This is a genomic window from Sphingobacterium sp. PCS056, from assembly GCF_023273895.1.
Lineage (GTDB): Bacteria > Bacteroidota > Bacteroidia > Sphingobacteriales > Sphingobacteriaceae > Sphingobacterium.
In genome coordinates, this window is record NZ_CP096883.1 from 4387226 (window position 1) to 4412581 (window position 25356).

Annotated in this window: 20 protein-coding genes; 4 read left to right on the forward strand and 16 right to left on the reverse strand. The window is 36.0% G+C overall.

Annotated features, from left to right (window positions below):
- Positions 1-36: 36 nt before the first annotated feature.
- On the forward strand, positions 37-1230 hold the full coding sequence (locus MUB18_RS18340; RefSeq protein ID WP_248754171.1) for a porin: 1194 nt from the start codon (positions 37-39) through the stop codon (positions 1228-1230).
- Positions 1231-1309: 79 nt separating this feature from the next.
- Here MUB18_RS18340 and MUB18_RS18345 read toward each other — a convergent pair whose 3' ends face one another.
- The 9 genes from MUB18_RS18345 to MUB18_RS18385 all read right to left on the reverse strand — a co-directional run bounded on the left by MUB18_RS18345 (position 1310) and on the right by MUB18_RS18385 (position 12563).
- Positions 1310-2530: a tetratricopeptide repeat protein gene (locus tag MUB18_RS18345; RefSeq protein WP_248754172.1), complete on the reverse strand. Its 1221-nt coding sequence runs from the start codon at positions 2528-2530 to the stop codon at positions 1310-1312.
- Between the two features lie 137 nt (positions 2531-2667).
- Positions 2668-3831 (reverse strand): diaminopimelate decarboxylase, encoded by a 1164-nt coding sequence (gene lysA, locus MUB18_RS18350; RefSeq protein WP_045755787.1) that lies wholly within the window; start codon positions 3829-3831, stop codon positions 2668-2670.
- A gap of 14 nt (positions 3832-3845) precedes the next feature.
- Positions 3846-5159, reverse strand: coding sequence for an aspartate kinase (locus MUB18_RS18355; RefSeq protein WP_248754173.1), 1314 nt, complete (start codon positions 5157-5159; stop codon positions 3846-3848).
- Positions 5160-5278: 119 nt separating this feature from the next.
- Positions 5279-6226, reverse strand: a complete 948-nt coding sequence (locus tag MUB18_RS18360; protein WP_045755785.1) for a D-2-hydroxyacid dehydrogenase — start codon at positions 6224-6226, stop codon at positions 5279-5281.
- An 8-nt stretch (positions 6227-6234) separates the two neighbouring features.
- The gene (gene serC, locus MUB18_RS18365; protein ID WP_248754174.1) at positions 6235-7308 is read right to left on the reverse strand and encodes a 3-phosphoserine/phosphohydroxythreonine transaminase; all 1074 of its coding nucleotides are present in this window, start codon (positions 7306-7308) and stop codon (positions 6235-6237) included.
- A 203-nt stretch (positions 7309-7511) separates the two neighbouring features.
- A complete protein-coding gene (locus MUB18_RS18370; RefSeq protein WP_248754175.1) occupies positions 7512-7769 on the reverse strand; it encodes a hypothetical protein in 258 nt (85 codons plus the stop codon).
- Between the two features lie 65 nt (positions 7770-7834).
- Positions 7835-9097, reverse strand: coding sequence for an NADP-dependent isocitrate dehydrogenase (icd, locus tag MUB18_RS18375; protein WP_045752236.1), 1263 nt, complete (start codon positions 9095-9097; stop codon positions 7835-7837).
- An 8-nt stretch (positions 9098-9105) separates the two neighbouring features.
- Positions 9106-11229 (reverse strand): cation:proton antiporter, encoded by a 2124-nt coding sequence (locus MUB18_RS18380; protein ID WP_248754176.1) that lies wholly within the window; start codon positions 11227-11229, stop codon positions 9106-9108.
- A 113-nt stretch (positions 11230-11342) separates the two neighbouring features.
- A complete protein-coding gene (locus MUB18_RS18385) occupies positions 11343-12563 on the reverse strand; it encodes an ABC transporter permease (RefSeq protein WP_094771664.1) in 1221 nt (406 codons plus the stop codon).
- A gap of 111 nt (positions 12564-12674) precedes the next feature.
- Between MUB18_RS18385 and fmt the strand changes: the two genes are divergently transcribed.
- Positions 12675-13592: a methionyl-tRNA formyltransferase gene (fmt, locus tag MUB18_RS18390; RefSeq protein ID WP_094771665.1), complete on the forward strand. Its 918-nt coding sequence runs from the start codon at positions 12675-12677 to the stop codon at positions 13590-13592.
- On the opposite strand, the gene MUB18_RS18395 is transcribed toward fmt, so the two are convergent.
- Entirely contained in the window at positions 13589-13831 is a 243-nt protein-coding gene (locus MUB18_RS18395; RefSeq protein ID WP_045754102.1) for a helix-turn-helix domain-containing protein, read from the reverse strand. The two genes, fmt and MUB18_RS18395, sit on opposite strands and share 4 nt — an antisense overlap.
- Before the next feature lie 376 nt (positions 13832-14207).
- Here MUB18_RS18395 and MUB18_RS18400 point away from each other — a divergent pair, with 376 nt between their 5' ends.
- A complete protein-coding gene (locus MUB18_RS18400; RefSeq protein ID WP_021189489.1) occupies positions 14208-15068 on the forward strand; it encodes an RNA polymerase sigma factor RpoD/SigA in 861 nt (286 codons plus the stop codon).
- 288 nt (positions 15069-15356) lie between these two features.
- Here the strand turns inward: MUB18_RS18400 and MUB18_RS18405 are convergent, their stop codons facing one another.
- The 5 genes from MUB18_RS18405 to MUB18_RS18425 all read right to left on the reverse strand — a co-directional run bounded on the left by MUB18_RS18405 (position 15357) and on the right by MUB18_RS18425 (position 22748).
- Entirely contained in the window at positions 15357-15527 is a 171-nt protein-coding gene (locus MUB18_RS18405; protein ID WP_248754177.1) for a quinol oxidase subunit 4, read from the reverse strand.
- A gap of 390 nt (positions 15528-15917) precedes the next feature.
- Entirely contained in the window at positions 15918-17687 is a 1770-nt protein-coding gene (locus MUB18_RS18410) for a RagB/SusD family nutrient uptake outer membrane protein (RefSeq protein WP_248754178.1), read from the reverse strand.
- A 117-nt stretch (positions 17688-17804) separates the two neighbouring features.
- The gene (locus tag MUB18_RS18415; protein WP_248754179.1) at positions 17805-21128 is read right to left on the reverse strand and encodes a SusC/RagA family TonB-linked outer membrane protein; all 3324 of its coding nucleotides are present in this window, start codon (positions 21126-21128) and stop codon (positions 17805-17807) included.
- Between the two features lie 21 nt (positions 21129-21149).
- Positions 21150-22184, reverse strand: coding sequence for a FecR family protein (locus MUB18_RS18420; RefSeq protein ID WP_248754180.1), 1035 nt, complete (start codon positions 22182-22184; stop codon positions 21150-21152).
- Positions 22185-22211: 27 nt separating this feature from the next.
- Positions 22212-22748 (reverse strand): sigma-70 family RNA polymerase sigma factor, encoded by a 537-nt coding sequence (locus MUB18_RS18425; protein ID WP_045754098.1) that lies wholly within the window; start codon positions 22746-22748, stop codon positions 22212-22214.
- A 429-nt stretch (positions 22749-23177) separates the two neighbouring features.
- Here MUB18_RS18425 and MUB18_RS18430 point away from each other — a divergent pair, with 429 nt between their 5' ends.
- Positions 23178-24170 (forward strand): 2-hydroxyacid dehydrogenase, encoded by a 993-nt coding sequence (locus MUB18_RS18430; RefSeq protein WP_248754181.1) that lies wholly within the window; start codon positions 23178-23180, stop codon positions 24168-24170.
- Between the two features lie 112 nt (positions 24171-24282).
- Here the strand turns inward: MUB18_RS18430 and bla are convergent, their stop codons facing one another.
- Positions 24283-25194 (reverse strand): class A beta-lactamase, subclass A2, encoded by a 912-nt coding sequence (gene bla / locus MUB18_RS18435; protein ID WP_411028106.1) that lies wholly within the window; start codon positions 25192-25194, stop codon positions 24283-24285.
- Positions 25195-25356: the final 162 nt, after the last annotated feature.

The following is a 25356-nucleotide window of genomic DNA, read 5'->3' on the forward strand; positions in this document are numbered from 1 at the left end:
CTCAAAAAAAAACTTACTATAATTTTTTAAAGACCAATGAGAGCAACAAAAATTGTTACCCTTACAGCCTTACTTGCGATCCTAACCTGTGCGGCAGAAGGGCAAGAACGAGATGATAGAGCTACTATCTTAAATTTCAAAGGAATTCAATTTCACAGCAAAGATTCACTTTTCTACACGAACTTCAGATTTAGGATGCAAAACCGAGCAGGGTTCACCGAAAAATTAGACGGAGAAAAGAATCGTGAATGGGATGCCCGTGTTCGTAGACTTAGGATGCGTGTCGATGGTTATATTTACACACCTAAAATTAGCTACTCGTTGCAATTGGCCTTTACCAGAAGTGATCAAGATTTTGATGAAACCGGGATACCTAATATTGTCCGTGACGCAGTTGTATTCTACAACTTTACAGACGATTTCTACATCAGTTTTGGGCAAAATAAATTACCGGGAAATAGACAACGTGTCAATTCTTCCGGACAGCTCCAGTTTGCAGATCGTTCCTTAGTAAATACAAGATTTACATTAGATCGCGATTTCGGTATGAGTGCCAATCTTAGCAAAAAAATTGGTGAAGTACCTATTAATGCTAAAGTAGCAATCTCTACAGGTGAAGGTAGAGCAGCAAGTGGTACAGATAGCGGATTATCTTACACAGGAAGGGTTGAATTTTTACCTTTTGGCAATTTTGAAAACGGAGGAGACTATTCAGAAGGAGATTTGGAAAGGGAAGAAACACCTAAGTTATCAATTGGAGGAGGATATAGTTTAAACGATAGAACGACACGAATAGGTGGTCAAACAGGTAAGTATGTTGAAAATCCTTTCACTTTAAAAACAAGCTTTGTGGATGCAATCTTCAAATATCAAGGATTTGCTTATCAAGCGGAATATATGCGTCGTGATGTCGACAATCCAATGAATATTGATTTACAAGGCAACACAGTCTATGCATATAAAGGATTCGGTGTGAACCAACAGATGTCATATCTGATGAATCATGGATATGAAATCGTCAGTCGATATACTTTTGTTCAGCCACACAAAGATATTCGAGCTTATGAAAAGCAGACAGAGATCATAGAAGCTGGCATAAACAAATATATAAAAGCACATCGCCTAAAATTTAATCTAAGTGGAAATTATACCTTTAAAGATGGGCAATTTGACAATACTGATGAAAAAAATTCATGGGGATTTCTATTTCAAGTTGAGTTAGGAATATAATTACCCATATATTCAGGATTAAATGAAAATCCCCTTAAACGCATCTGGCTTTTAGGGGATTTTTCAAAAAAAGATGAAGCTACTCCTCATCCAATTCTTCAAACTTTTGTAAATCTGCTTCAGCTCCGATTCTATCACCTAAGGATTCCTTAATCGCAGCACGGTATTGGTAAAGGTCCGAGTAGTATGGATTGAGATCAATAGCCCGATTATAATCGAGTAAAGCCTCCTCCTGCTTACCCAAACGTTCAAATACATCTGCACGAAGTACATATGGATAGAAGTCATCTTTCATCAGAGCGATCAATTTAGAATAATCAACGATTGCATCTTCGTCTTTTCCCAATCTTTCAAACAGCGAAGCCCGCTCCTCGTATATAACTGATTGATCTGGATTTATGGACTCTGCTTTTTTATAATCGGCTAACGCATCCTTATCCTTCCCTAGGCATTCATACAATTTTGCACGTAAAATATAAGCTGACACACAAGACTTATCCATTATTAAAGCTTGATCACAATCTTCTAAGGCCAATACGTACAAAGTCAACTTGCTATAAATAGCTGCTCGGTAGACATACCATTCCGCAGAATCAGATGACAACATTAACCCTTCAGAATATAAAGCAATAGCTTGCTGATAATCATAAATATGAACATATTCCAAAGCAAGCTTCGTTAAATTCTCCATATTATCAGGATTTTGTCTCCAAGATCTTTCGAGATCTTGGATATCTACTTGTTCCGCTTTGAGCGTTACCAAATAGGGAAGATGTTCATGCCATTCTAACAGACTATGATAATTAAAATCAAGGCGCTTTGCCACCTGATAATCATAAAAAGCACCTTCATCATCATCCAAATTACGATTCAGTATACATCGGCATGCATAAAAATAAGGTTCTTTTGGAAAATCTACGATAGCTTTGGTATAAATTTGAACTGCTTTTTCAGGTTCATCATGTATAAAATAGTGTAATGCTAAATAACTATAACCAAGCGGAGTTACTTGCACACTTTGAGCTTGTTGTAAATAATTTGCAGCATCAATTGAACCAGATTGTATTGCTGTCAACCCCTTCAATAAAAGTATTTCTGTAGCTTCTACATTTACATCGTCCAATTCAGCTAAGATCTCTCGATATCCAGCCGTGACCTCAGGTTTAAATTGAAGCAATTCTACGATTGGTAGATAAGCATACTTTGCTAATAAAGCAGTTGTATTACCCTTTAAATCAAAGTCTGAACCAACATGTTGGTGCCTAAACAATTTCTTAAGTATATCTTGAATCTGTTGCATTTACAAATGTACAAGGATGTACAGCAAAACAGAAATATATTTCAATCCTTTACTGAATTGATAACTGTCCGATTCGTATAAAAATAAAAAGGCTTAAACATTTGATAGTTTAAGCCTTTTTATTTTTATAGGATAGTTTACACTAATTCGTCGCTATAGACATAACGGATCTCTTCTCTAAGATTGTAACGCGAAGCCATAACTTCACCATAGGCACCAGCAGTACGTATCGCAATCAAATCTCCTCTTTTTGACTCTGGCAAAGTCACCTCTTTCCCAAAGCAATCTGAGCTTTCACAGATCGGCCCAACAACATCATAGTTGACAAATTCCTTCGAAGTAGCAGCATCCAATTTTTCGATTTTATGAAAAGCTTGGTACAAGGCCGGGCGCATTAATTCGGTCATTCCAGCATCCAAAATCAAGAAATTCTTCTTTACACCATTCTTCACATAAAGTACTTTACTAATTAAAGAACCACATTGTGCTACCAAAGCTCGCCCCAGCTCAAAGTGAACTTCTTGTTGCGCAGTTCTTTCCAAAAACTTATCAAAAATATCAAAATACGTTTCAAAATCAGGTATAGCATTGGTATCTGGATGATGATAATCTACTCCAAGCCCTCCCCCTACGTTCAATACTTTGATAGCTACACCACGTTCCTCAAACCAGTTCTTCCACTCATTTACCTTTACACACAAGCTCTTAAATACATTCATATCCGTTATTTGAGAACCAATATGAAAATGAAGTCCAATGAGTTCAATATTTTCACATTTCCGTATTACAGCAGCTGCTCTTTCTAATTCAGCATTTGTTACACCAAATTTATTTTCATCCAAACCTGTAGTGATATAATGATGAGTATGTGCATCGACATTGGGATTGATTCGCAAAGCTACCTTCGCTTTACGTCCCTTTACTTCAGCTAAATCATTGATAACTTCTAACTCCTGAATAGACTCTACATTGAAAGCAAAAATATCGTGCTCTAATGCTAAATTTATCTCTTTGTCAGACTTTCCTACTCCAGCAAAAGTGATCATCTTTGCATTAAACCCTGCATCAATGGCTTGTTGCACCTCATTACCACTTACGCAATCGGCACCAAAGCCCTTGCTTTGGATCATTTCAAGTAATCTACTATTAAAATTTGATTTCAACGCAAAATGTACATGAAATCCACGTTTACTGGATGCCTCATATGCTGCATCCAACGTATCTTCCAATACGTTCAGATCATAATAATAAAAAGGAGTTTCTTTTCCTATGAACTGATTTTTTATATTTTCATTTTTCATTTAGGCTATTTCAATTAAAATAAACGGTTATGTAATGAACGTAATGCCTCGACTTTATGATTTGTATCCAATAAAACAGAAACATTATAGTCAGAACCGCCATATGAAATCATACGTACAGGTAAGTGTTTTACCGCATCTAAAACACGCGCAGCATATCCATGCGTATTCAAGTCAAAATCACCTACTACACATACGATCGTTTGATGCTCATCAACTGAAACTGTTCCAAAATCCTCGACCTCTTTGATAATATCTTGCAGATTTTTTGTATCATCAATAGTAACCGAAACAGCCACTTCAGAAGTTGTAATCATATCAATTGGTGTTTTATAACGCTCAAATATCTCGAAAACACGACGTAAGAATCCGTACGCTAATAGCATACGAGAGGAATGGATATGAATGGCAGTAATACCATCTTTAGCAGCAATAGCACGGATACTCCCTTTTTGACCACCTTCTTTGCTAATAAGAGTGCCGGTTGCCTCTGGATCCATCGTATTTAACAAGCGAACTGGAACATTATACTTCTGAGCCGGAAAAACAGATTGTGGATGTAAAATTTTAGCTCCAAAATAAGCTAACTCTGCTGCTTCATCAAAACTCAAATGTGCGATAGGACTTGTATTTTTAACAATACGAGGATCATTATTATGCATACCGTCAATATCAGTCCAGATTTGAACCTCCTCAGCACCGATAGCTGCACCAATTAAAGAGGCAGTATAATCTGAACCGCCACGTCGTAAATTATCCACTTCCCCAAAAGAATTACGACAAATAAATCCCTGAGTAATGAATAACGTATTTTCTGGTACTTTAGCAAGTAAAGGTGTCAACCTTTCTGTAATAAAATCTACAACGGGCTCATTGTCTTCATCAATCTTCATAAAATCTAATGCCGGCAATAAAATAGACGGAACATTGATTTCTGTCAAATAAAAATGAAATAAAGCAGTAGACATCAATTCTCCCTGCGCCAAGATGATTTTATCTTCCACAGGAGTAAAAATTTCATTAGCAAAGCTTTCAATAAAATTAAAATGAGAATCAATCAGGCTTTTACCATTTTTATATCCCGCTTCAGTTTTGAACAATTCCTTAATAAGGTCTTCGTACTTGTCTTTATGCTTCTTTATTAAATCCTTTGCCAAGTCTTTATCACCTGCAAGATATGCTTGACCAATTTCTACTAAAGCATTTGTTGTCCCAGACACAGCTGACAACACCACAACCTGACGCTCAGAAGGGTTTACGATATCTAATAACCCTTTGATGCGTTCTGCACTACCGACAGATGTACCACCAAATTTTAAAATTTTCATACTGAATTACATTATATTTAAATTTTGCCGTGAATATAGGCAATTACTTAGTTTTTTTGCAAAAAAAAGCGGCACAAATACATAAAGTTTTTGTGCCGCATCATTTATTATGCGGAAGATTACTTCTTAAGATTCTCGATAATCAACTGTGCCAATTCAACACCTATACGTTCTTGTGCCTCATTTGTAGCCGCTCCAATATGGGGCGTCAACGAAATTTTTGGATGTTTTAAAATCTCTATTCGCGGAGTAGGCTCATTGTCAAACACATCCAAACCAGCAAATGCAACTTTACCTGAATCTAACGCTTCAATCAAAGCAAGTTCATCAATCACACCACCTCGAGCAGCATTCACTAAACCGACCTGATCTTTTAATAGCGCAAATTCAGCTTGACCAATTGCCGGTTTATCTAAGAATGGAACATGTAGCGTAATAAAATCAGATGTTTTTAATAAATCCTCCATTGCTATCTGATCTACAGGCAGCTCGACTTCAAATCCCTGTGTTAAAGACAACGTTAATGTTTTAGGACCATCGGCAAGATCGTAGTACACAACGTCCATTCCCAGACCTAATCCAATTTTTGCAGTCTCACGACCGATACGACCGAAACCAACAACACCTAAAGTTTTACCCCTAAGTTCAGTTCCACCAGCATATGCTTTTTTTAAAGCACCAAATTTACTCTCGCCTACTATGGGCATCTGACGGTTGGAATCGTAAAGAAAACGTACACCATTTAGTAGATGAGCAAATACCAATTCCGCCACAGATAATGAAGAAGCCGCAGGCGTGTTTAATACTGCTATTCCTCTCGAACGCGCATATTCAACATCGATATTATCCATACCAACACCACCACGTCCAATCACTTTTAAATTTGGACAAACATCAATTAGTGCTTGTCTTACTTTCGTTGCACTACGCACTGTAATAGCGTCGTATGCCTGTAATTTTTCCGCTAATTCTTCCTGCGGTATATGATTTGTATCTACTTCAAATCCGGCATTCTCCAAAAGTAATTTACCTGCTGGATCAATACCATCATTTGCTAATATTCTCATGATATAAATTAGATTTTATTTTTCAATTCTTCAAACTCCTTCATCGCATCTACCAATGCATTGATACTACTGATCGTTAGTGCATTGTAAATAGAAGCTCTAAAACCACCAACTGAACGATGCCCTTTGATACCGATCAACTCACGCTCTTTTGCCAAAGCCAAAAACTCTGCTTCTAACTCTGCAGAATCCATGATAAAGGTAACATTCATACGAGAACGATCTTCCAATGCAGCAGTTCCTCTGAAGAATGGATTGCGATCAATTTCATCATACAAAGTACGTGCTTTGATGATATTCTCTTGCTCAATAACTGCTACCCCCCCCTTAGCTTTCAACCAACGTAAGTTGAGCAACGAGACGAAGATAGAAAATACAGGTGGAGTATTGTACATAGAATCTGCAGCTATATGTGCAGAATAATCCAATATTGATGGAATAACTCGACCCGTTTTACCTAAAATCTCATCTTTTACAACTACTAAAGTAGCACCTGCAGGTCCCATATTTTTCTGTGCACCAGCATAAATTAAATCAAAATCAGAAACATTAATCTCACGACTCAAAATATCTGAAGACATATCAACCACTATGGGTGCATTTGAAACTGGTACATCAAACACTTCAGTACCATAAATTGTGTTATTCGATGTATAATGAAAGTAAGACGCATCTGCAGGAACAGTAAACTGTTTTGGTATATAAGTGTAGTTCTTATCGCTCGATGACGCAACTACCTCTACAGCTCCGATCTTCTTAGCCTCTTTAATCGCTTTAGAAGCCCAAACTCCAGTATCCAAATAAGCAGCTTTACCACTTTCTGGCAATAAGTTCATCGCTACCATAGCAAATTGCAAACTCGCCCCTCCTTGTAAGAACAAAATGGAATATCCTTGCGGTACATTTAACAATTCGCGAACCAATTTAGTAGTTTCATCCAATACCGCCTCAAATTCTTTGGAACGATGCGAAATCTCTAAGATGGATAAACCTGTATTATTAAAATCAATTACAGCTTGTGAAGCTTCTTGAAAAACTTCCTTTGGCAGAATGCAAGGACCTGCTCCAAAATTATGTTTCATCGATATATAGTTTGTTTTTGTATAGCTTTTCTATGTTTCGATTAAGCAAACGTTTGCTTTCCGAAGATCAAAGGTACAAGATTTCTTATTTAAATTTCAATAAAAAATCAATATTAATGAAATTTAGAAAAAACTAATGCCCAAATGATAAAAAGATAACATAAAACTGCTTTAAATTTGTTAAAAATGATATTATGTATAACCTATAATAAGATTACTTTCCAAGCTTGATCTACTTTATTTTTTTTTAATAAATCTTGAGCATAAAGTTGGAGATGTATTTGACGACTCGAATCATCACCAATAAAAGCATTAAGCAGATCAAAAATTTCCGGTTCATCTCTTATCGCATCAATCTCATCATCCTCAGGTAGCTGGTTCACGGTCAGCAGTTGCTGTATCTCTTCTGGTGTAAATACAGCCGAAACCTTAATAAAGGGGGGTAAATCTGAAAATTGCATATAAAAAAATTGACCTTTGAACAATAGTCAAAGGTCAACTTTATCTCTGGTATTTAAAACAGTTTTTACAACTTTTCAATAATATGATCAGCAAACGAACTCGTTTTAACAAGTGTAGCATTCTCCATTAAATTGTAGAAATCTATAGTTACAGTTTTATCTTTTATGGTCTCGCTCAATGCTTTAACAATCATATCAGCAGCTTCCTGCCATCCCATATATTCTAACATCATCACACCGCTCAAAATAACAGATGAGGGATTCATGGTATCCGTATTCGCAAAACGGGGCGCAGTTCCATGTGTAGCCTCAAAAACAGCATGACCTGTATTATAATTGATATTTGCTCCAGGAGCTATACCGATACCACCTACTATAGCCGCTAAAGCATCAGATATATAATCTCCATTGAGATTTAAAGTGGCGATCACCGAGTAATCACGTGGATTCAATAAAATCTGTTGCAAGAAATTATCGGCAATTACATCTTTAATCAATAATTTACCAGCTGCCATAGCTTCTTGCTGCTCAGCATTAGCAGCGGCATCACCTTTTTCTATTTTGGTACGTTCCCACTGACCCCAAGTATAGGTCTGATGTGCAAATTCTGTCTCAGCGAGTTCATAACCCCAGTTCTTAAATGCTCCCTCTGTAAATTTCATAATATTACCTTTATGTACCAAAGTAACCGAAGGAAGCTTGTGTTCTAGGGCGTGCTCAATAGCTGCACGGATCAATCGTTTAGATCCTAATTCCGAAACCAACTTAATTCCCACACCCGTACCTGTAGAAAAATTATAATCAACATGAAGTTCATCATGTAAGAAATCTTGAAGTTTAGCTGCATCTGATGAACCAGCGGCAAATTCGATTCCAGCATAGATATCTTCTGTATTTTCACGAAATATGACCATATTCACATATTCGGGATGTTTCACTGGTGAAGGCACACCTTCATACCACTTAGTCGGTCGCTGACAAACAAATAAATCAAGTTCTTTACGTAAAGCCACATTTAAAGAACGGATGCCTCCGCCAATAGGTGTTGTCAAAGGCCCCTTAATACCGATCAAATATTCCTTCAATATATCCAGCGTTTCTTGTGGCAACCACTCTCCAGTCATATCAAAAGCTTTTTCACCAGCCAATACCTCTTTCCAATCGATCTTTCTTTTACCACCGTAAGCCACCTCCACAGCACGATTGAATACACGCACAGAAGCATGCCAAATATCGGGACCTATTCCATCTCCAATAATAAAAGGAATAATCGGTTGATCGGGCACGTGCAACGATCCATGCAAAGACTTTGTTATTTTACTCGCCATAGTTCAGTTTATTTATCTTTATTGAACATGTTCCCAATTTCCTTACTGATTTTTCTAAAAATCGGCGCCGCTTGTACATCTTCATATTCATCAATATGTTGATTGTCTACTCGACTAGGAAATACTAATACCACATTTTCATGGATACTTTCCAATTTCTTTGCCAAACCATCCAAAGAATCTCGATATGACACTTCCCCGTAACGTGAAGACACGTAAAATAGAAGTGCGTTATCCTCTCTAAATGATGCTAGTCCCTGTATATGATCCCAATCATCATACATCTTATAATTGACTGGAACTGAATTTTTGATTTCATCTAGAAATGCTTTAGTAGCGATTTCTGTACGCTCATCACACACAAAAGTGACCGAAATAGTAAGCTCCTGTCCTAATTTAAGCACCTTCTCAACCCAATACTCAAAACCAAATTCAGACTGCGCCAAAGGCGGTACAAATACAATAATCTTATTATGGGTAATAAATGGCTTTTTAAATCGACACATCATGACATTAGCAGAAGTACGATTTAAAATGCTTTCAGACTTCTCGCCAACGATTTTATCCACAAAATTGCTTGCGCTCGGCCATCCCAACAAGATACAATCAGCCATCACATCTTTTGCGGTTCGACTGATACCACTTGGGATATTGAAATCAATGGTTGTTGCAATATTGACTTCAGTCTCACTTCCTGAAGCATATTTAACAATATTATCCAAGTTTTTACGAGCAATTGCCATATTTTTCTCCGCCTGCTCATTATCCTTTACAACAGAAACAATACTGATCGGATAATGTGACTTTTTACTACGCATCAAAGTAGCAAAGTCCAAAAGCGGCTGCATATTCTCCATATTTGCCAATGGAATCAAAATATGCTCGTCATGTTCTTTTACAATATTGATATGGCTCTCATCTTGATCACCATCCATTACAATTTTTTTAGATGCTCCCTCCGTCACAATACTTGCTACTATACACGTCACTAAAATCAATAAGATCGTACCGTTCAAAACATTTTCATCAATGATCTCATTTTTATAACCGACCATTATCACAGCCAAAGTTGCCGCCGCATGTGAACTACTCAACCCAAAGATAACGTTACGTTGTCCTGCTGAATATTTAAAGACTAATTGTGTGATCCATGCCGCACCCCATTTACCTAATATAGCAACTAATGTCAATGTAGCAGCTATAATTAAAGCTTCTGGACCGCGCAATAAAACGCTTACATCAACAATCATCCCCACACTAATCAAGAAAAAAGGAATGAAAATCGCATTTCCAATAAACTCAATCCGATTCATCAGTGCCGAAGAATGGGGAATCAACTTATTCAATGCCAAGCCAGCAACGAATGCTCCTATAATAGGTTCAAGCCCCGCTATCTCGGACAAAAAAGCCGCGAAAAATACAATAGATAAAATAAAAATATAGTGAGAAGTTTTTTCACTTTCAATACGTTCGAAAAACCATTTGGCAATACGAGGGATAACACCAAACATGATAAAAAGGAAGATAGCAAACGATACACCTAAGGTAACCCAAAACTCTTGACCGATATTACCTTGGGAAGCACCTGTGATCACAGCCAGAATAATCAATACTGCGGTATCAGTCAATATGGTACCACCAATAGTAATAGCTACAGCTTCATTTTTCGAAATACCATAACTATTGACAATAGGATATGACACCAATGTATGTGTCGCAAACATACTTGAAATCAATATACTAGCCAAAATACCATAATCCAGAAAATAATAACATACTGGAAAACCGATGGCTATGGGAATAATAAAAGTAAAAAAACCAAACCATAAACTTTTATGCTTTGTTTTTTTAAATTCATTCATATCCAGTTCCAAGCCAGCAATAAACATAATATAGAGCAAACCGATTGTCGAAAACAGATCTACTGCCGAATTTTTCTCCAACCAGTTCAATCCGTGTGGACCAATGACCACTCCAGAGATAATCAAACCTATAATACCAGGGACTTTAATGGAACGTAATAAAATAGGAGACAATAAAATAATAAATAAGACAAGCGCGAAAATGAGTACTGGACTTTTTAAAGGTGCTTCAAAAGCATGCGATAAGTGATCTAATACGTTTCTATTCATAAATATATAAGCTAATTCAAGTATACATGTGCAAAAGTATTTCACATAGAAATCCCCCTACAAAACCTCTAAAAGTAAAATATTTATTCCGGAACTACAATTAAAGCAATCAATTATTTAAAAGAAATCGCGCGAATAGGACTGATTTTAGTAATCAATAGAGAAGGAATAAACAACGCTAACATACCAATCACGACCAATGAAATATTGATCAGCACAATATCGGTCCAGTATAGTTTAACCGCCACATAAGAGATGTAATAAGTCTGTTCATCCAATTTGAAGAAATGGGTATAATCTTGGAAGAAATATAGACCTAATCCGATAAAATTACCTAACAATAGCCCTACACCAATCAAATATAGCGCATTGTACATAAACACTCGTCGTACACCAGTATTATGAAAGCCCAACGCCTTTAGAATTCCAATCATCGAAGTACGTTCCAAAATGGTGATCAGTAAAGCTGAAACCATATTGATGATCGCTACTAAAGTCACCAGTATAAAGATTATTGTGGTATTCATATCAAGCAAATCTAACCATTGAAAGATATCAGGTACTTGATCACGAATACTTACAGCATGCATATCTACAGGTACAATATCATCAATTTCATTCGTTGTTTGTTGCAATTTAGAGAAGTCATGAATGCGTACTTCATATCCCCCAACAGCTGTACTATCCAAATTATTGAGTCTCCTAATCAAATTAAGAGAACCGATGACATACACCTTATCCAACTCTTCAGAACCCGAGTTATAAATACCTTTGATTTCAAATTTACGTTTCCGAATAGGCTGTTGCACAAAGTACATGATAAAATCATCGCCGACCTTAAGCATCAGTCTGTTCGCTAAATATTTAGAAATCAAAATCTGTTCTCCAGCACCTTCATTCTTATTAAAATTTAACGTATCACCTTCAACTAGTATATTTTTTAAATAACGTTGATCATAGCCCGCATCTACTCCTTTTAGCAAAACTCCCTCGACCTCATCGTTGACATTGATAATTCCTGGTTTAGTAGCAAAAGAACTGATACCAACCACATTTTCATGATTTCTAACGGAATCTAATTGCAACGAATCTAAAGCAATCGGTGAATTTTCATAAGAATTGTTGAGATCATAACGAAGAACGATAATATCTCCAAAGAAACCACGTTGCTTGCCCGTAATTTCTGATTTGAATCCCCGCAATACACCCACAGAAAGAATGATCGCCGCGATTGCCAAGGCTATTGCCCCTATGGTAATGCGCACGATTAATTTAGAAAAAGTTCTTTTTCCTAAAAAAGTGATTCTCTTGGCTAAAAAGTATGGAAAATTCAAGCTTTTAAATTATTTATGTAACTTCGCAAAGTTAAAAAAAAATGTGAACCAGCCTACTTTATTACTGCTGTTTCCATCATCTCAGTACTAAAATAAGAAAACATTATCGATATGCGCATCATATTCATGGGAACACCAGACTTTGCCGTCGCTTCATTAGATGCTCTCGTACAATCCGGAGAAAATATTGTAGCAGTAGTCACAGCACCTGACAAACCGGCGGGCCGAGGACAAAAACTTCACCAATCGGCAGTTAAGATCTATGCAGAGGCTCATGGTATACCGGTATTGCAACCCGTTAAACTTAGAGATCCTGATTTTTTGGAAGAATTGAGAATTTATCAAGCAGATTTACAAGTCGTCGTTGCTTTTCGCATGCTGCCCGAAGCCGTATGGAATATGCCTCCATATGGCACCATTAACGTACATGCATCATTATTACCACAATATCGAGGCGCAGCACCCATCAACCACGCTATCATCAACGGTGAGCACGTGAGTGGTGTATCAACATTTCTTTTACAACATGAAATAGACACCGGAAAGATTCTATTATCGGAGGAAGTTGCTATTGCCCCTGATGACAATGCTGGAATTTTACACGATAAACTGATGCATGTAGGTGCGCAATTACTTTTAAAAACTTTGGCCGGACTAAAAACGAATACGCTGACACCAAAAGCACAAAGTACACTAATTCCAGAGAGTGAATTGAAACATGCGCCTAAAATATTCAAAGAAAACTGTCAAATCGACTGGAATCAAGATATTGACACCATCTATAACCTCATACGCGGATTGAGTCCATATCCAGCCGCCTATACAAGCTTAGACAATAAAGTATTAAAGCTCTATGTAGGAACAAAAGAATATTCAACTCCAGATATTACTCCTGGAGATTATAAGACCGACGGTAAATCCTACCTTAAATTTGCAGGTAATAATGGTTACATCCATGTCATCCAATTGCAGATAGAAGGTAAAAAGAAAATGGAAATTATAGACTTCTTAAGAGGTTACCGGTTCTAAACGACTACATCCTCATTTTTGTGGTCATCGGATTTTTCCGGTATAAACTCCATTAAATCAGCGGGCTGACATGCAAGTGCTTCACAGATCGAGGCCAGAGTATCCAAACGCAATGCTTTGGCTTTTTGATTTTTAATGATGGATAGGTTTGACAGCGTGATTCCTACCTTAGCACTTAGCTCATTCAGTGACATTTTGCGATCTCGCATTACTTTGTCTAAATGTATAATAATTGGCATAATCAAAATTATATGTTTTATTGAAAAACATGTGAATCATAAAAATGTTTTGGTTATGAAAAATTTAATTTTCTCTATGCTCAAATGTATCATTTATTTTGAAAATTTAAGCTTGTCATCCTCCTAGATGAGTAGCAATTCCTTTACAAAAACAAAGCACATTCATTACCAACCGATTACAAATCAATTTAAAAGTTTAAACATTATTATGACTGACTTATCTCTTTTTGGAATAATTTTTGCTGCATGAATATTGAAATAAAATTCCTCATAATCAGCATGATATAATCATGTATCAGCAATAAATATTAAAATAATTCGTTTTTATTTTGTATTTTTGCAAACATTTCAGAGAAGAAAGGTATTAATATAATTAATGAGACAGCTCAAAATTACACAATCGATTACCAATCGTGAGTCACAGTCGTTAGACAAATACTTACACGAAATTGGTAAAGTAGACTTAATAACAGCAGAAGAAGAAGTTGAATTAGCACAACGTATTCGCGAAGGTGACCAAGTTGCCTTGGAGAAATTGACTAAAACCAACTTACGTTTCGTCGTATCTGTAGCAAAACAATATCAGAATCAAGGATTAACCTTAGGTGATTTAATCAATGAAGGTAACTTGGGCTTAATAAAAGCAGCTAAACGTTTTGACGAGACTAAAGGTTTTAAATTTATCTCTTATGCGGTATGGTGGATTCGTCAATCAATTCTTCAAGCTATTGCGGAGCAATCTCGTATTGTGCGTTTACCATTGAACCAAGTGGGTTCATTAAGTAAAATTAGTAAAGCATTCTCTAAATTAGAACAAGAATATGAACGCGAACCTTCACCAGAAGAGTTAGCTGATATTCTTGAAACAACAGTCGATAAAGTTTCGGATACTTTAAGTAATTCGGGAAGACATGTCTCTATGGACGCACCATTCGTGCAAGGGGAAGAAAATACCCTATTAGATGTATTAGAGAATCATGACCCAGATACTGATAGTTCTCTTATCGATGAGTCTTTATCGGAGGAAATCAGACGTTCATTATCTACTTTGACAGAAAGAGAAAGAGAAATAATCGTTTTATTTTTCGGTCTCGGATCTAATCACCAATTATCTTTAGAGGAAATAGGTGAAAAATTCAACCTGACTCGTGAACGTGTCCGCCAGATTAAAGATAAAGCTTTACAACGCTTACGTCATACATCTCGTAGCAAGATTTTAAAATCTTATTTAGGTTAATAGTATTAACAGTATTTTTAGATGCGCAGCCAAAAACTGCGCATTTTTTGTATCTTATCGCATCCTCCCCACGTCTAATACAACACAGCTCATTTTGTATTATAAGATCCAGCGCATCAACGCTATTATTAAATTCAGAAGATATAAATTATTTTTTTTAGTTCACCCTACCACTCTGATTGATTTAGAAATGATTTACATAAATTTATTTTGTGGACGATATTTTTCGGATAAGGCATCATTATCTTGATACAAAAAGAAAATCTATTGCAACAAGATAATTTTAAATTACTTTTTATATTGCTGCCCCGGAGCAAAATGCTTAGCAGATTTTGTTCCTGCTGCTTTTTTAGCTTGGCCAGGAGGAACTTTACCACTATGACCGGATGTCCTTGACATATAGCATGAAGTACTGAGCATAGCAGTTGAAAGTGCTAATATAAAATATATCTTTTTCATTTTAATCATTCTATAGTAATGACATTTAACGTGCCAAAAAAAGATAAGGCCAAATCTATACTTCATTTTTATCTATCATAGACAATTTGATACCTCAATTTATTTCATAAAACAAAGGAGAACTCAAAAATTAACAAAAACATAATACATCATCAAAAATGGTTCAATAGGTGTCAATTCACAGAAAATCACTTCTCTTCATATAAACTATCTTAAAAAATTACGCTGAGTTTATTGAGAACTATAAAGAAAGTAGTCCCGACCAGAAGATCGAGACTACGCAAGATGGTTCAGTAATTGAACTTGTTTAGAATACAGAAGAAGTTCTTATCTAACTATTTGACATCTTAAAACAGTATATTTTAACCTATAGCACATTCATCACCTGTGCTATTCCAGAGTTGGATTGAATGTTCCCCCCCAGTCCTTATTTTGTTTAATATTTGAATTTTTATCAATGACAGATTGTGCTATCGGAAAGAAATAGTAGGTATCAGGAACCAAATTCACTTTATTTCCTGTATTCGGCACTTGAAGTATACTGTACTTAAATTGATTTTCCCTGAGTTGATAACTCTTTGCAAGCAGAGCAGCCTCATCCAAATCCATATCTGTGCCATCGTTGGTGATAGCAATTGCTTCTACTCCATATTTAGTCGTGTTGTTCAGCATGTTTAATTTGCGAGCTCGTCTCAAATCCCAGAAACGATGTCCCTCAAAACAGAATTCGATATTACGTTCAGCTAAAATTGCATCACGCATTTGCGAACGGTCAGTTGCTGTAATACCATAGTTACCATCGTCCCCAGCTTCAATACCAGCACGCATACGAATTTGTTTTAAAAGATTTAATGCCGTATTGAAATCACCAGTTTCATTTGCCGTTTCCGCATAATTCATCATAACTTCTGCAAAACGCATCAATACAAAATCGACATCGTACTGTGTTTCCACTTCCGTTTGTTTAAGAGACAACTTAGAGTTTTTAAGAATAAAAAAGCCACTATATCGATTCAGATTTTCTGATGGTGTCTTTGCTTTAGGATTCACACCAAAATTATCCAGATCAGCAGCTATACCAACTGAGGTATATTGTCTCTTTCCTGTCTTTCCCGAAACCTCATATACTTTACCATTCCATACAATCGATTTTTCAAATCGTGGATCTCTATTTTCCCAATAAGACTGCAAAAACTGCTCACTGGTCTTATAGTACTTTCCGGTCGGGTCTGAAAAAGATTTGCCATCTTTCATTGGAAACGATTTAACAAAATCCCAAGATGGAACAGCACTCGCGGATCCTCTACTTTCAGATCCCGGACGAACACCATTATCCCAACTTGCGACTTTATTAGGGTAAGCATTGATGACTGCAAATACGACTTCAGCCCCCTTCTCCTGCAATGCAATATTGGAATAGTCAGCGGTCAAATTATACCCATCAGCTTTTAACTTATCATAAGCAGCCTTATTAGCTATGTTTGCTTCTGCCCAGAAAGCATTATTATATGGGTTGGATGGGTTAAATTGAGGTGATGCTTTGTATAATAAGACTTTGGCTTTAAATGCCATAGCAAAGTTTCCATCAATCCTACCATAGTCTACTGAATTTTTAGCAATTACAGGAGGCAATAAAGAAATCGCTTGATCAAGATCTTTCACGATAAAATCAAAGCACTCTTTTGTGGTATTTCGAGGTACTTGTAATTGATCGGTTTCTAAATCTTGAGGAACAGTAATATAAGGCACTCCTCCGTGGTTTCTCACCATATTGAAGTACATATAAGCACGCATAAATAAGGCCTGGCTAAGGACTGAATTTTTCACATCTTTACCCAGTCCTGTACTTTCGTTTACTTTTTGGATTGCAGTATTAATTTTACGTATGGTCGTGTAGTCCCAAACTTTATACGCTGCATTATTAACTGTAACTGCATCTAATGGAAAGGCAATTCCGATTAATTGATCGGAATTTGCATCAGCTCCAGCGCTCCAATTACCAAATAAGGGATAAAGATTGGTTATATAAGCATTCACGAGGTTTGGATCATTCCAAACCTTACTTTCATCAAGTGAATTTAGATCTTCAATATCCAACACATCTTTACAGGATGATGATGTCAATAAAAGCGCTAATATGGGATAAAATATTTTTTTCATCAGTTTATAATTAATGGTATTGTTTTATGATTTTTTGTACATGAAATCTACCGAAGTAAAAGCAGATACTCTTTCGTATTTAAAGACATTGCAGCGAGGATTTCATGATGAGTTTTCTTAAAATTTAATATCCAATCCTAATGTGAAAGTTTTCATTACAGGATAGGAATCATACATTTTCTGCTCTGGATCATGAAATTCTGTCATAGGCGAAAACACAAATAAATTTGTTCCATTAAAGAAAAGATTAACATGATTGATTTTCATTGCTTTTGTAAGAGACTGCGGTAAACTGTATGAAACATTTAAATCTCTTAAACGTAAATAAGCACCATTGCGAATCCAAAAACTAGATGCCCCAGTGCCCGATTCTTGCCAATTAGATCCTACCACTCTTGGATATTCAGCATTTGGATTATCTGCTGTCCATACATCTCCAGCCCAGATTGGGTAATATGGACGAAAAGTACCTCCATGCTGACGGATTCCGCCCCCTTCTTGATTACTAATAACACGATCATAGGCCAATACTCCTTGTAGTAAAGCTGAAATAGTGACGCCTTTCCAGTTTGCATTTAGTCCTAAGCCATAATTAATACGAGGAGTATTATTTTCAGAAAGTAAGGTCAAATCATTATCATCAATTTTTCCATCTGGCATATCCGAATAATTAGCGCCACGAATATCTTTATATAAGATCATCCCAAGATAAGGATCACGTCCGTAGGTTTTAAAACCACTGCTTTTCAACGCATCCAATTGTTGTTGCGTTCTGACAAGATCTATAGCTTCAAACCCTATGATTCTATTTTCGGGTCTACCAACTCGAGATTCAAAATTACGTGTCCCACCAACCGCAAAAGCTGGTTCTTCATCAAAAATATCCCATCGATCTTTTGCATATCCCATATTAGCTGTCACTCCATAGGACACTTCACCAATACGGTCATTCCAATTGACGGAAAACTCACCCCCTTTGTAGCTTCTCGCGGCATAATTTTCAGGAGCTAAGGCCCGTCCATAATTATCCGGTACTTTTAAAGATCGTGGACCTAATATATCTGTTTCTTTTCGACTAAATACATCAACTGAACCGGTTAATTTATTGTTGATAAAACCAAAATCTAAACCGATATTAACACTTTTAGATGTCGTCCATGTTAGGTTTTGCGTTGGTGTAGCTCCGTAAGCAACACCATTATAGTAACGATCTCCAAACATATATCCTCCTGAAGGCCGATATTTTTCTTGATACAAAAATTGTCCGATCCTTTGCGCATTCACATTCAAATCATTACCTGTAGTACCATAAGATGCACGTAATTTTAAATCACTCATGGTGTTTCTAACATTGGAAAAAAACTGCTCCTCCGATATGCGCCAAGCGGCTGACATCGAAGGAAAAAAACCCCACCGTTTGTCACCCGGGAATAAAGGAGAACCATCATATCGAAATGAAAATTCGGCAATATATTTATCCGAATAATTATAGTTTGCACGTCCAATGAAGCCCCTTCTTGAATTAATAGATTCATAAGCATCTGTAGATCTAAAATTACGATCTGTCGGATAAATAAACATCTGATCGATACTTACAATCGGATTTTCTGCACGTGAATTCACGTATGTACCACCGGCCTTAAATTGTTCATACACTAATAATGCATCGATACCATGTTTATTAAATTTACGGTTATAATTCAAAAACCAGTTGACCTGATATTCCCATTCCCGTTGTGGAGCATAATCCATAAAAGGCTGTGCCTGACTAAATGTAAAAACATTCACTTTATCCTCAGATGGCGGTGCTGGGATAAATCGATTACCGTCCGGATTCAAGGATGTAAAAGTATAGTTCTTCTGAAAAGTCATAAATCGTTTGCGCATATAATCTTCTGCAAGATAACTACCGACAACTTTCGTAGATAAGCCCTGTACAAGTTTATCCAACTTATAATTTAACGTCATAATCGGATTGACTTGTCGGACTTTACGATCTATGTAGCGGTTACCAACAACTTGGTCAATCACATTCCATGCTTGCCAACTTCCCATAGGTGTTTGCACAGGATAATCTGTTGGTGAATCACTTGGTGACCCATCAGCATTGAGATAAAACGGATACATCTTAGGCCAGTTAAATGTTACACGATAAAAATCTGAAACATCAAAATCATCATCATCAGATGAGGTACTAAAAGGCCAATAAAAACGCTTTGAATTGATTTGATTAGCAGAAATATTAACATCAATCGTAAAATCATCCGTGATCTTAGCACTAACATTACTTCTCAAATTAAACTTCTCATGATCCAAAGATTTATAAGATCCATTCTCTTTTCTATAGCTCACCAAATTATAATAGGTGATGCGATCTCCTCCACCAGACACAGAAATTGATTGTCTATGACTGAATGGATTTCTCCATATCACATCGTTGACACTGTAATCCTTATCTTTAAAATAATCAAACTCTATTTGTCCATTTGGAGCGACCCAGGGCGAGGTCTTACTTCCATTTTCCCACAAAAATTGTGAAACACGATTTTGATAAGTCAGCTCATCAGCAGCTGTAGTAATATCAGCTAAAAGCGTCTGAGTTGGTGCTCCAAAACTATAGTTACTTTGTACATTGAAAACAGGTTCTTGCGCAGATCCTTTTTTAGTAGTCACCACCACAACTCCGTTTCCAGCTCGCGTACCATATACCGCAGCAGTAGCTGCATCTTTCAAGAAACTCATCTGATCCACTTCGTTTGCTTCTAAGGCATCGAACGCAGCCTTGTCACGAACAATCCCATCAATAACATACAAAGGTTCGGCAAAGCTACCACGAATGCGTAAACTTGATGAAGCTCCTGCCATTCCTGAGGTATTAGTCACATTGATTCCTGCGGCACGTCCAGCAAGAGCATTGGACAGATTAGAAGGCGAAATATTCTTTAACTGTTCTGCATTGACTGAAGCCACAGAACCGGTGATATTAGCCCTCTTTTGTTTTCCATATCCTACAACGACAACTTCCTCTAGACTCTCTTGTTCTTGTTCCAAGGCAACGGTAATAGCGACTTTATCTTTTGAGTCAATATTATAGTTACTAAGGATTTTGGTTTTGAAACCAACAAAACTGACTTTAATCTCGTAGTCTTGTCCTTCGGGGATATGATCAAATGAGAAAGTTCCTGCTGCATTTGTCGTATTGATCTGTTTGTACTTTGTTTTTGGGTTTTCAATACTCACTGTTGCTCCACTAATCGGATTGTTACTCGCATCCCGTACAACCCCATTGACAGAAGCTGTTGACTGCGCTAATCCCACATGATAACTCATACTCACAAGCCCTAACATTCCCAGTCGAAGAGGCCAATTCGTTTGCGGACTTCTAAATCGCAGTAGCAGCATCGTTTGGAATTGATGCTTTTTGGATAAAAAGTTGTTCATAATTCGTTTTAATTTGATTGTTTATTTATTTGGGTTGGTATAGTTTATATCGGTATGGTGTAGATAGTTGATTTCTTTTATAATATCTTCATACACCTGGTTCTTATTGGAGAAGGTTCCACTATAGAATTTATTCGCAATTTTTGCTTTATCGTACTGAAAATCTATATCGTAATTTTGGACCAGAAGTGCCAAAACATCTTCTAAAGAAATATTTTTAAACTGGATAGTATGCGTATTTTGAAGAAAATGTCCACCTCGATCTGTACCTACCGTATGTGATTTTATCTCTTCAAGAACGATCAGATCGCGATGATCTAAAGTAATTTCCTCATTAGGAAAAAAAGTGCGTACCAACGTTTTTCCCCTATTAGTATCCTCAGCCTTCACCTCAATCTTTCCTTCAAACAATTTAATTTGCGTTTGAGTAGATTCCAATTCATCAACGGTAAATATGGTGCCTAAAGCTGTAGTTATTACACCAGTTGAATGTACATGAAAAGGTTTATGCACATCTTTCGCAACATGGAATTTCGCCTTGCCTTTTAAGTACAATGCTCTTTCTTTTAGTGTGCTGAAATCTTCGGCGTATTTAATTTCTGAATGCGGATAAAGACTTATGACCGAACCATCACTAGCCGTTAAATGCATAATTTCATTTCCAGAATTAATGTAGTATAAATTGCTGATCTCTTTAATTTGATCATCAAGAACTTTAACTTTCGTAATTTGTGAAGTTGGTCCTACCTTCGAAGTACTAAAAGGAAAGTAATACCCAATTATACCGATCAATACTGCAGCAGCTGCCGAAACAACACGACGTACTTTCTTCTGATAGGAGCGCTTATTTTTTTGATTTATAAAGGCAAATACTTTTTCTTTGATTTTATCTTGATTATGGTAATCTAGATTTTCTGGCACGAGGCTCCATTCCTCTTGGGGCGAAAGCTCGTCAAGTACCCCTGCTTGTTGTATATAATTTTCCAAAAACTCAGCTTCTTCAGTAGAACACTGGTTTTTTAGATATCGGTCAATTAGTTCAGTAGTAATCTTCATATAATAAGAATACTGCAATACTTGACCTTACCCCCAAAAATATTTTAAATAAAATATAAATAATAAGAATATTTTTTTTAATGCTTTCAATGCTAAAGCTATGTGATTCTCCACAGTTTTAGGAGTTATTGAAAGTCGCTCGGCTATTTCCTTATAGCTTAAATGATCAAATCTGCTCATCATAAAGACTTTTCGGCGCGATTCTGGCATCCGTGCTACAATCTCTTCATACCGTAATTGAATCTCTTTTAAGAGATATAAATCTGACGGTGTCGGAACGGCATCTGCTTTAATTTTCAAATCCAACGAAACCTGTCTTTTTCTTTCCTCCTTTACAATATCAAAAAGAGTCGTACGGGCGATACAGAATAATTGGGCTTCTATGTCCACAGATATATGTTTATGAAAAAGGTTATTCCAAAGTTTAATAAAGACACGCTGTACCGTTTCTTCAGCTATATAAGTAGAAGAAGTTTTATTCAATGCGTATTGATAAACTTTTTTATTCCATTTTTCATAAATGTGCTCAAATTCAGCAGTAGAAATTAAGGTTTGGTTAGACATAACATGGATTAGTGTCGAAACTAATATAACAATTAATACTAGCTATTCACAATCATAATATATTAGAGAGTAAATCTAAACCATACTGGGTCGAATATGCTAATTTATCCCCTGAGTTTTTATTCAATTCTATTTCATATAAGTATAATTTAATAATAAACTAAAATAGCAAACCATTAAACCTAGCTACTACAAAATTTCAATCAAAATTTACACTATAAAACAATTATAATCATACATTATAAATAGATACAACTTAATTTTTATTGATTAGCACAACAACGATCATACAATAAATTACTAGAGCAAATTTTTTAAAAATAAGAATGATGATTAAACGACTTACTTTAATAAATTCATTTTTAATAAGGCGTAATCAAATTGCTATTGTAAGTAACTTTACCTAAGTTTACTAGTAAAACAATTAGTATGAAAATAGCTTTTTTCTCCACCAAGCCTTATGATAAACAATTTTTTGAAAAAGAAAATGAAAAATATGGTTTCGAACTCAATTTTTACGAAACACATTTAGGACCTCATATCGTAAATGCGATAGAAAAAGAAGATGCTGTTTGTGTTTTTGTCAATGATCGATTAAATAGGGAAGTTATAGAAGTGCTTGCCCAAAAAGGTGTAAAAATAATTGCCTTACGGTGTGCGGGTTTTAACAACGTTGACATGGATGCTGCCAAAGAATTTGGTATTTACATTTGTCGTGTACCGGCATATTCACCCGAAGCCGTTGCTGAACATGCCATGGCTATGTTACTGACTTTGAATCGTAAAACTCATAAAGCATACAATCGTGTACGAGAACAAAATTTTTCACTAAACGGATTATTAGGATTCAATTTATATCAGAAAAAAATTGGTGTGATTGGAACAGGTAAGATCGGAAAAGCTTTTGCAAAAATTGCTTTGGGTTTTGGCGCCGAAGTGATTGCTTATGACCTATATCCAGATCAATCGCTCAGTGAACTTAAGGTGAAATATGTCGATTTAGAGACCCTTTTTACGCAATCAGATATCATATCGTTGCACTGCCCACTAACTGTTGACAATCATTACTTAATTAACAAAGAATCGATTGATAAGATGAAAAGTGGTGTCACCATTATTAACACCAGCAGAGGCAACTTGATCAATACTACCGATGCTATACAAGCCTTAAAAAACAGACAAATTGGACTTCTTGGCATTGACGTTTATGAACAAGAAGAAAAACTTTTTTTCAAAGATTTGTCCGCGACAATCATAGACGATGATACTATTCAGTTATTAATGAGTTTTCCCAATGTTTTGCTAACTGCACATCAGGCTTTTTTTACAAAAGAGGCTTTAGAACAAATCTCACAAAGAACACTTAAAAGTATAGATGAATTGCTGCAAAATGGAGCAACAGATCAAGAAGTATTACTTTAAAAAAGAGTTTAATGATTTCCATTCGAATTGCTTTTGATATCAAAAGCAATTCGAATGGAATCTGATCAAAAAATAAAACGGTATATTTATGAGCGCATAAAAAAATACATAACTAGTTACGATTGTTAATTCCTGTAAAATAATCCCAAGTCACTTTAGCGATGTCTGAAATCATCCGCTCATTCGTTTCCTTACTCTCTTTGGAATTTGTCACAAATATACTAATGACAAAGTATTCGCCATTTGGAAGAGAAACAATTCCTACATCATTTAATGCTGCAGTAACACCTGTATCTTTATTTCTACCCGACGAGCCCGTTTTATGTGCGACCACAGTTCCTGCCGGAAGTTGTCCTTTTATTTGATTAAGACCTGTGTTAGTGGACTTCATCGTACTCCATAGAAAATCATACATGGACATGGACAATAAATTGTTTTTATTGACATAAAATGTCTTCAAAATGTTGTTCATTTCTTGAGGAGTGCACCAATTCAAAAACTGTTTATCCCAATTACTTTGCATCGTTTTTTCATTAATTTTAATAGAGATATTCTTAAAACCTTGCTTCGCAAAATATTGCTCTACTTTCTGTGGGCCACCAAGAAGCTTTAACATGACATCACAACCAATGTTATCGCTTAATGTAATTGTATATTCGAGAATTTCTCTCAATGTAAGGGTTACTCCGTCAGGATACTTATCTCGAATAGGACTCCAGATCTCTGGAGTAAGATCACGTTTTGTAATTTCAATTTTTTGATCCAAAGTAAAATTACCTTTGTCAATCTCTGTTAACATCACAATTGCTAATGGAAATTTAAATACGCTTTGCATTGGCAGACGCTGACTTGCATGTACACCTACTGTATCATTTTGGCTTATGCCACTGATAGCAACACCAACTAAGGCATTTTTACCAGTGATAATTTGATTGATATGCTGTTGCAAACCATCCATATTTTGAGCATAGCTGGTAAACGATAAGAAAAAGATTATCATTATTATGTATGTACTTTTTAACATGGAGTATCAAATATTATGTGGTTTCGTGTAAAAGAAGACGTGTTGAATTTCGTTTTTTAAATCCTGATCTTTTGATCTAAATTCTTTATTCATGTAAAATTAATAAAACAAATGCTGTCAAACAACTACAGTGCAGTTTCCTGCTCCTAAATAGGACTAGTA